Source organism: Pseudomonas sp. 24 E 13 (assembly GCF_900004715.1).
Lineage (GTDB): Bacteria > Pseudomonadota > Gammaproteobacteria > Pseudomonadales > Pseudomonadaceae > Aquipseudomonas > Aquipseudomonas orientalis_A.
On the sequence record NZ_CVTO01000092.1, the window covers coordinates 1 to 8,209 of the forward strand.

General features: G+C 57.2%; 8 protein-coding genes and 1 pseudogene. 7 read left to right on the plus strand and 2 right to left on the minus strand.

Annotation, left to right across the window (positions count from 1 at the left end):
• Positions 1–250 (minus strand): winged helix-turn-helix domain-containing protein (locus BFP90_RS05945; RefSeq protein WP_141688933.1); only part of this gene is annotated, 250 nt, incomplete at its 3' end.
• Positions 251–408: 158 nt separating this feature from the next.
• On the opposite strand from BFP90_RS05945, the gene BFP90_RS05950 reads away from it, so the two are divergent.
• The 5 genes from BFP90_RS05950 (at position 409) to BFP90_RS05970 (ending at position 4,607) form a co-directional block, all read left to right on the plus strand.
• Positions 409–591, plus strand: a complete 183-nt coding sequence (locus BFP90_RS05950) for a rubredoxin (protein WP_065885035.1) — start codon at positions 409–411, stop codon at positions 589–591.
• Between the two features lie 27 nt (positions 592–618).
• Complete coding sequence (locus BFP90_RS05955; protein ID WP_065892981.1) at positions 619–1,488, plus strand: sugar phosphate isomerase/epimerase family protein; 870 nt, start codon at positions 619–621, stop codon at positions 1,486–1,488.
• Positions 1,489–1,559: 71 nt separating this feature from the next.
• The gene (locus BFP90_RS05960; RefSeq protein WP_065896235.1) at positions 1,560–2,192 is read left to right on the plus strand and encodes a LysE family translocator; all 633 of its coding nucleotides are present in this window, start codon (positions 1,560–1,562) and stop codon (positions 2,190–2,192) included.
• 78 nt (positions 2,193–2,270) lie between these two features.
• Positions 2,271–3,329 carry a diguanylate cyclase gene (locus tag BFP90_RS05965; RefSeq protein ID WP_065892982.1) on the plus strand — a complete coding sequence of 353 codons (1,059 nt, stop codon included), beginning with the start codon at positions 2,271–2,273 and terminating at the stop codon, positions 3,327–3,329.
• A 48-nt stretch (positions 3,330–3,377) separates the two neighbouring features.
• Positions 3,378–4,607: a M20/M25/M40 family metallo-hydrolase gene (locus BFP90_RS05970; protein ID WP_065896236.1), complete on the plus strand. Its 1,230-nt coding sequence runs from the start codon at positions 3,378–3,380 to the stop codon at positions 4,605–4,607.
• Between the two features lie 1,163 nt (positions 4,608–5,770).
• Here BFP90_RS05970 and BFP90_RS05985 read toward each other — a convergent pair.
• Positions 5,771–6,184 (minus strand): hypothetical protein, encoded by a 414-nt coding sequence (locus BFP90_RS05985; RefSeq protein WP_065896239.1) that lies wholly within the window; start codon positions 6,182–6,184, stop codon positions 5,771–5,773.
• Positions 6,185–6,322: 138 nt separating this feature from the next.
• On the opposite strand from BFP90_RS05985, the pseudogene BFP90_RS05990 reads away from it, so the two are divergent.
• Positions 6,323–7,048 (plus strand): annotated as a pseudogene (locus tag BFP90_RS05990) (MFS transporter); the annotation flags it as partial.
• Between the two features lie 76 nt (positions 7,049–7,124).
• Positions 7,125–7,991 (plus strand): pirin family protein, encoded by an 867-nt coding sequence (locus BFP90_RS05995; RefSeq protein WP_065896240.1) that lies wholly within the window; start codon positions 7,125–7,127, stop codon positions 7,989–7,991.
• The last annotated feature ends 218 nt before the right edge of the window (positions 7,992–8,209 follow it).

Genomic DNA, 8,209 nt, shown 5'->3' on the forward strand with positions numbered 1-8,209 from the left:
GGCGCGCGCTGTCCATCGCGACGAAATAGCCACGGCCCTGGCTGGAAGTGAGCAAGTGGCGCCCGCGTAGACGGTCCAGGGCCTCATTGAGGGTGAACTTGCTGACACCGAGGATTTCGGTCAGCTCGCGCACCGACGGCAACTTGCTGCCGGGCGCCCATTCACCGGCCTCGATGGCCTGGCTGAACGCATCCACGATCTGCTGGACCTTGGGTGTGCCTTCCACAAAGGCGATGGCCGATACCAACATGAAACGTCCTTATGTTTGCCGGTGCTTTTACCGGTGAAGTCAGGCGGGATTAGGCATCACTTTACCTGCCTGGCGCAATGCCATTGCCCTAGACTGCGCGCCATCTCGCCAGGAGTTGGCGAAATTTCCTATACGCGAGCAATGGATTCTGCACTCTCATGAAGACTTATATGTGTGCACCCTGCGGTTTTATGTACGTAGAAGCATTGGGCATTCCGGAGGACGGAATTCCCGCCGGCACCCCTTGGGAAGAGGTGCCTGAAGACTGGACATGCCCGGATTGCGGCGTGACCAAGGCCGATTTCATGGCCATCGAACTCGCTGACGCTGTCACCGCCTGACCCTCCATCAACGAAAGGAATCGCTCCATGGAAAGCAAACTGATCAACCCCACCGTGCCGTTCTGCACCGGTGTGGCCCACCAGAAATACCTGGCCGCGGAACAGGGCCTGCAAGCCGCCATCGAAGGGCAGTGCACCCATTGGTATGTGGACGGCAGCCTGTTCGGCGAAATGGTCGACGACTGGACCGATGCGCGCATCGAAAGCCTGTTGGCGCAGATCGCCGCCAGTGGGGTCAAGCCGGTGTTCCATGGCAACTTCAAGGCGCCGCTGGGCAGTGACGTCGAGGCGTTTCGCGTGGCGGCGGTGGCCTATGTCAAGCAGGAGATCGATATCGCCAGTCGCCTCGGCGCGCCGCTGATCATTCACGGTGGCTGCATCGTCGAGCCGAAAATGGTACTCAAGGCCAAGAAAGTGGCGCTGGAGCATTACCTCAAGTCAGTCCAGGAACTGGCCACTTATGCGGCGACCAAGGGCACGGACATCTACCTGGAAAACCTGTCCAACTACGTCAACTATCGTCCTTTCCACTACATCTTCACCCATGAGGCTGAATACGCATTTGTGTTCGAGCGCCTGCAAGCCCACGACAACGTGTATTTCTTCCTCGATGCCGGCCACGCCAACATCGAGGACGGTCTGCCGGCGGCCGTGGTGCGCAAGTATCACCACTTGATCAAGGGCATTTCCTTCAGCAACAACAACGGCGTGCAAGACCAGCACTTCGGCATTCACGACGGCAACTGCGACTACGCCGACGTCATGCAGGCCATTGTCGAAACCAACTGGAAAGGCCTGGTGGCGTTTGAAACCCGCAACCAGACCGCCAAGGCGGCCCTGGCCGACCTGGCCTTGATGTACCGCGAATCCCTGACGACCGAAATCGCCGTCGCCTGATGTCATCCAGGGGTGTGCGCCTGTGGCGTGCACCCCGTTGTTGCCGTTCTCTCCATTCAAGGTCCCGGACCATGACAAGTGCGTTAACGCTGTCTTCGTTTCTCTACTTCCTGTTGTTCTGCGCCACCATGACCTTCAGTCCCGGTCCCATGACCCTGTTGCTGTTGAGCCTGGGCTTGAAGGATGGCCTGCGCAGTTCGATTCCGGCGCAGATCGGCGCCAGTGTGTCGTACCTGATTTCGATCCTGATCTTTGCCGTGGGCTTTTCGGAGCTGATCAAGGGCAACCTCGCGATTACCCAAGCCATCCAGTTTGTCGGCGTGGCCTACATCCTTTACCTGGCCTACAAGCAGTGGACCAGCAACGGCGTGTCGATCGACAAGGCCGGCGCCGTGGAGGGCTCGCGCAGCCTGTTCGGCAAAGGTTTGCTGACCGGCTTTTCCAATCCCAAGACCATCATCATGTTCAGCGCCGTGTTCCCGCAGTTCGCCGGGGCGGGTGAGCACAGCTCAGCGGCGGATATCGCCATCCTCGGCCTGACGTTCCTGCTGCTGCAATTTGCCAGCGGCTGCCTGTACTGCTATTTCGGCCAGCGCATCAAGCACGTGCTGGAAAATCCCAGGCGGCGAGTGCTGCTGCAGCGGATCACGGCGGTGATGCTACTCGGCGTGGCGGTCATGCTGGCACGCGGCTTTTCGCATTGAAGCATTAGCTTGCACGCAGTAGTGGCGTTTTGACTTTGCCCTGATAGACTTCAGGGATTCACCCAGGATGCCCCTATCATGCCAGCCGTCGGAGGAAATGGACTTCCGCTCGCTTCGCGCTTGTACAAATCTCGTCTCCTGGGTATGACGCTCGGCTTTGTGTGCGTGGCGTTTGCGATGTATCCGCTGAACCCGTCCCCATGGGTGTGGGCCTGGATGCTGATCAACGCGTTTGTCTGGCCGCACCTGGCATTTCAAGCGTCGTTGCGTGCCGTCCATGCGTTGCGCAGTGAGCGCCGCAACCTGTTGTTCGACTCCTTCTGCGGCGGGTTCTGGGTCGGCGCGATGCACTTCAATCCGCTGCCCAGCGTCACCACGTTGTCGATGATGAGCATGAACAATGTCGCCATCGGCGGGCCGCGCTTCATGCTGGCGGGGTGGGTGGCCCAGGCCCTGGGTATCGCCACGGCGCTTTTGATATTCACGCCGGCCTTTATTGCCGTGACCAGCCAGGTGCAGTTGTACGCCTGCCTGCCGATCCTGATGCTGTACCCCCTGGTTCTGGGCTGGATCTGCTATCGCCAGGCGCTGACACTGGCGCGGCACAAGCGCGAACTGCTGGCGCTGAGCCGCACCGACAGCCTGTCGGGCCTGCTCAACCACGGCGCCTGGAAAGACCATCTGGAAGTCGAGTTCCAGCGTTGCCGCCGTGGTCCGGCGGGAGCGGCCATTGCGCTGATCGATATCGACCACTTCAAACTCATCAACGACACCTATGGCCATGTCACCGGTGATATCGTTTTGCGCCAGTTGAGCAAGGTCTTGCGCCAGAACCTGCGCGGCACCGACCTAGCCGGGCGCTACGGCGGCGATGAGTTCTGCGTGATCCTGCCGGACATGCCGCTCAACCGCGCCACTGAGGTGATGGACGCCCTGCGTGATCGTTTCAACGCCTTGGCGTATGCCCAGGACCCGACCCTGCGTGCCAGCTTGAGCATCGGCCTTGCGCTGTATCACCCCGGCCATGCCGACTCCATCAGTTGGCTCAATGATGCCGACCGTGCCTTGTACGAAGCCAAAAGCAGCGGGCGCAACCGGGTCAACTCACTGCAGGGGGCTTGGTTGCGGTCCGTTTAGTGGGGTAGGGTGTGGCGATCTCCCTTCAACAAAAACAAGGACCGGTTCATGCCCTTCACCCTCCCCCGTACCCTTCTGGCCGCCACCCTGGCCTTGTCCTTCGCCCTGCCGGCCTACAGCGCCGAACCGCACAAGCAAATCCAGGCGGATGCCGTACAGTACAAGGCCGACGCCCTGAAACTGCTGGAACGCCTGGTGAATATCGACTCCGGCTCCGGCTACGAGCCCGGCCTGGCCCAAGTGCGCGATATTGCCGTGGATGAATTGAAACAGCTGGGTTTCAGTATCCAGCTGGTGCCGGACAAGGCCGCCAACAGCAGCCATGTAGTCGCCACCCTCAAGGGCACCGGCAAGGCCAAGATCCTGCTGATGGCGCACATGGACACCGTGTTCAAGGAAGGCTCGGCCGCCGAGCGTCCGTTCCATATCAAGGACGGCCGTGCCTATGGCCCCGGCGTGATGGACGACAAAGGTGGCATCGTGGCCGGCATCTACGCGCTGAAAGTCCTGAAAAACCAGGGTTTCAAGGACTATGCGCAAATCACCTTCCTGCTCGATGCCAGCGAAGAAACCGGCTCCGACGCCGCGTCCGAACTGATCCGCACCACCGCCAAGGGCCATGACGTGACCCTCAACCTGGAACCCGGCCGCCCGGCCGATGGCCTGGTGGTCTGGCGCAAGGGCAGCGCTACCGCCGTGGTCGAAGTCAAAGGCAAAGCCGCCCACGCCGGCGTCGCGCCCGAATTGGGGCGCAACGCCGCCATGGAAGTTGCGCACCAGATCCTGCAACTGGGCAAGCTGGGGGACGAGGAGAAGAAAACCACCATCAACTTCACCGTGCTCAAGGCCGGCGACCGCACCAACGTCATCCCCGACCAAGCCACCGCCAAGGCCGACGTGCGCGCGGCGTTGCCGGAAGAGTTCGACCGCATTGAGAAAGACCTGGCGCGGGTTTCAGCGGACAAACTGATCCCCGAAACCGAAGTCAAGACCACCCTGCAACGCGGGCTGCCGCCAATGCCGCAAACGGCGGAATCGGACAAACTCGTCGCGATTGCCCAGGGCATCTACGGCGAGTTGGGCAAGACCCTGACCATCGAAGGCAGCGGCGGCGCCGCGGATGCAAGCTTGTCGGCCGGGGTAGGGACGCCGACGCTGGATGGGTTTGGGATCGTGGGCGGGAATATTCATACGTCGGAGGAGTACGCCCAGGTGGAGAGTGTGGTGCCTCGGGTTTATTTGTTGAGTCGGATGATTATGGAGTTGGCCAAGCGTTGAACTGACGGAGTTGGTGTGTCTTTTTTGGCAAGGGGGCTTGTTCGCGATTGGCTGCGTAGCAGCCCTTTATCCAGCGCGAGCAACCCTCTGGTTCAAATAGGAGGAGCAGCCATTGTCGTTTCAGTTCTATAACGCATTAAGCATTCAAGTAGGGTGCTCATGAATGCTCTATTGTCGACAATGTCATCCTCGAAGTAGGTGTCGAAAAGATAGAAGACTGAATCAAAATTTTCGTCCGTGCTTAGGAAGTGCTGAAGTGTGTTGATATACCAGTCTCGTTCATCTTGCCTGTATTGGATGAATTCTGGTTTAGTCAGATCGTCAAGCAGCTGTGTGAGCTCTTCGTGATTGTTAACGTTTATAGAGGAAATAAGCTCTTCTCTGGCTGCATTCCTAGTATTTTCGATGCAGTATGTGAAAAGTAGGCCTCGAATTATTGAGAGTTTTGGCTTGAGTTTCATTTTGTATCCGTAAGGCAATGATGGGTTGTCCGTTTTCGTTTAAGAAACTCTGGCTTTCTTCGTTTTGGCGTATTCATAATCATCTCTTTATGCCCTTCCGCAGCCTCGCATTTCTATGCGGACGATGGTGTTGCCATAGTAATCTTCTCCCGGTGAGGTGAGCGGATTACTGGCTTCTCTTACAGTTGTCTTAATTATTAAGAGAAATTGCATTTAATAGCTTTTAAATGGCGTGCTTAATTGTATGGGGGGTACTTTGTTTTTTCTTTTGGCTAAGGGGCTTGTAGATGTTTGCTTAGTTGTTGTTCGCGTGGGAAGGCTTCTAGATTGTAGTGTTATAAGCAGCGTAATAGCGTGCTCATAAATTTTTGCTGGTCAAGTACTTTGGTGCTGAAATAAGTTGTCATTGTTTTAAATACACAATCGAAGCTGTCGTTAGTCGTCAAGAAGTGCTCAATTGAATCAATGAACCAGTGTTGCTCTGGTTGAGTGTATGCAAGAAAGTCTGGTTTGGTCAGTTTGTTAAAAAGTTCAACAAGTTCTTTTTCGTTGTTTACATGTTTTGACGCTATGAGCTCCTCTCTTTTAAGATCATAAGTATTCTCGATGTCATAAATAAATAGCAGTCCGCAAATTATTGACATGCTGGGTGCTCTTTTTTTATAATCGTAGTCCTGTGTAGGCCGTTTTGGGCTATCGACGTTAATTAAATTTTTCATAACCTTGTGCATTTATTGACTCTAGCCATTCCTTAAAGAAAGCAACTTGCTCTGCGGGGTCGTTTGTAAGGTTGTTTTTTTCAAAGTCGAATATATTGACTATGTCGTCTCTTGTGGCTGGTTTGCCTAGTGTCATTTCATATGCGACAAGGCCGCCGCTCATCTGTGAAGCCATTCTTGACGGCATAACGTTGATTTTTGCTCCTTTACAAAGAAAAGTTATATGTGGAAAGTCTGCTCTAACCTTTGCTAGGCAATTATAAATATCATTTCCCTTATAGGATTTTTTGAAGTTTTCAGCTTCGGAGAAAGTCATGGAAAGTTTTTCTAGGTTGTACCTTACGGTAACCTCCGTCGTCTGATTATTGATGATTGCTTTGATTTTCTTCGTGTTCATCTTATTTCCTGTTTGGGTTTGGGATGGAATAGCCTACATAGCTTCCATCACTTTTTATAGGTGTCATGCCCAAGATGTCTTCTGGTTCTATTTTGTGATGGATAGCGAATTCTTTTTCGTTTGCAAAGGGTGTCATTCGGCTGGCATGCGCCAATCATTCTCGCCCTGGTGATCGGCAGCGTCGTGCTGCTGCTCGCGGTGTTGTTCTTTCGCGAGAGCAACCATTACCTCGACCCCAAGGCCGCGCATTGGCGCACCCTAGGCGGGCAGTACCTGGATTTGCTCAAGGGCCGCCCGTACCGCGCCTACGCGGTGGCCCTGGCTTGTACCTACGGGGCCATGTTTGCGGTGATTGCCGGTTCGTCGGCGGTGTTTATCAACCTGCTGGGCCTGAGCAGCCTGGAGTACGGCATCAATTTCGGCCTGATCGTGTCGATGCTGATCGTCGGTTCCACCTATACCCGGCGCAATATCCTGCGCCTCGGGCCGCAGCGGATTGTGACGATGGGCGTGACGCTGGTTGCCGCGGGCGGGGTGTTGGCACTGCTGATTTATGCGCTGTTCGGGCTCTCCGTGGCGGGCCTGGATATTCCCATAGCCCTGGCCACGCTTGGCGGCGGGCTGGTATTGCCCGGCGCGGTCACGGGCGGGGTGATGCCCAACGCCCACCGCGCCGGGCTGGCGGCCGGGCTGATGGGCTTCGCGCAGATGTTCGGCGCCACCTGCAGCGGCGTGCTGTTGAGCCAGCTACGCGATGGTAGCGCGACGCCGATGATCGTCATCCAGGCCGCCTTTGCCGTCACGGCCTTCGTCGCCTTTCATCTGTTGCGTCAGCGCGCGCCCAAGGCACTGTCCTATACATAGGACGATCAGGGCCGCTTTCGCCGGCTAGTGCTCTGCGGCTTTGGGACTTATGGTGTAGGCACTTTGGAGGTACACCATGAAAAAACTGATCGGTCTCTACACCAGCCCCCGCGCCCACTGGGTCGGCGACGGCTTTCCGGTACGCACGCTGTTTTCCTACGACACCATGGGCAAACACATCAGCCCATTCCTGTTGCTGGACCACGCCGGCCCGGCCGATTTCACCCCCACCGACACCCGTCGCGGCGTCGGCCAGCACCCGCATCGCGGCTTTGAAACGGTGACCATCGTCTATGACGGCGAAGTCGAGCACCGCGATTCCACCGGCGCCGGCGGCAAAATCGGCCCGGGCGATGTGCAATGGATGACGGCGGCCAAGGGCATTCTCCATGAGGAATTCCACTCTGAAGGCTTTGCCCACACAGGCGGGGCATTGGAGATGGTGCAACTGTGGGTCAACCTGCCGGCCAAGGACAAAATGGCCGACGCCGGTTACCAGACCATCGTCGATGGCGATATCCCGGTATTGCCGCTGGCGGGCGACGCGGGGCAACTGCGCCTGATCGCCGGTGAATTCGCCGGTACCCAAGGGCCTGCCCGTACCTTCACGCCCATTGACGTGTGGGACCTGCGCCTCAATCCCGGCAAGGCGGTTACGCTGGACCTGCACGCCGGGCGCAACACCGCGCTGGTGATCCTGAGCGGAACCGTGCAAGTCAATGGCGATGAAGTCGCGCGCCAGGGGCAGTTGGCGTTGTTCGAGCGTGACGGTGACCGCATCACCCTGGAGTCCAACGACGACGCCAAGGTGCTGCTGCTCAGCGGCGAGCCGATTGACGAGCCCATCGTTGGCCACGGCCCGTTCGTGATGAACACCGAGCAGGAGATCCACCAAGCGTTTGCCGATTTCCAATCCGGCAAGTTCGGGCGGATGCAGGCCTGAAGGCCAGTCTGTTAAGCGTACACCGCCTTCTGTAGGAGCGAGGGGGGCGCCTAGCTCTTGCTCGCGAAGAACGTCAACGATACCGCGTGCCTCCTGAATCAACGCGGCGCCTGTGAGTTTTTCGCGAGCAAGCTCGCTCCTACATAAAGCAGCCGCGCCCACCCGTAACCACGATGCGCAGCGAGTCGCTTTTGATCTTGATCTCAGGCGCCCCGTTA

Coding starts and splice junctions, on each gene's coding strand:
- BFP90_RS05985 (WP_065896239.1), bottom strand. CDS start 6,184: ATGAACACGAAGAAAATCAAAGCAATCATCAATAATCAGACGACGGAG.
- BFP90_RS05950 (WP_065885035.1), top strand. CDS start 409: ATGAAGACTTATATGTGTGCACCCTGCGGTTTTATGTACGTAGAAGCA.
- BFP90_RS05965 (WP_065892982.1), top strand. CDS start 2,271: ATGCCAGCCGTCGGAGGAAATGGACTTCCGCTCGCTTCGCGCTTGTAC.
- BFP90_RS05970 (WP_065896236.1), top strand. CDS start 3,378: ATGCCCTTCACCCTCCCCCGTACCCTTCTGGCCGCCACCCTGGCCTTG.
- BFP90_RS05960 (WP_065896235.1), top strand. CDS start 1,560: ATGACAAGTGCGTTAACGCTGTCTTCGTTTCTCTACTTCCTGTTGTTC.
- BFP90_RS05995 (WP_065896240.1), top strand. CDS start 7,125: ATGAAAAAACTGATCGGTCTCTACACCAGCCCCCGCGCCCACTGGGTC.
- BFP90_RS05955 (WP_065892981.1), top strand. CDS start 619: ATGGAAAGCAAACTGATCAACCCCACCGTGCCGTTCTGCACCGGTGTG.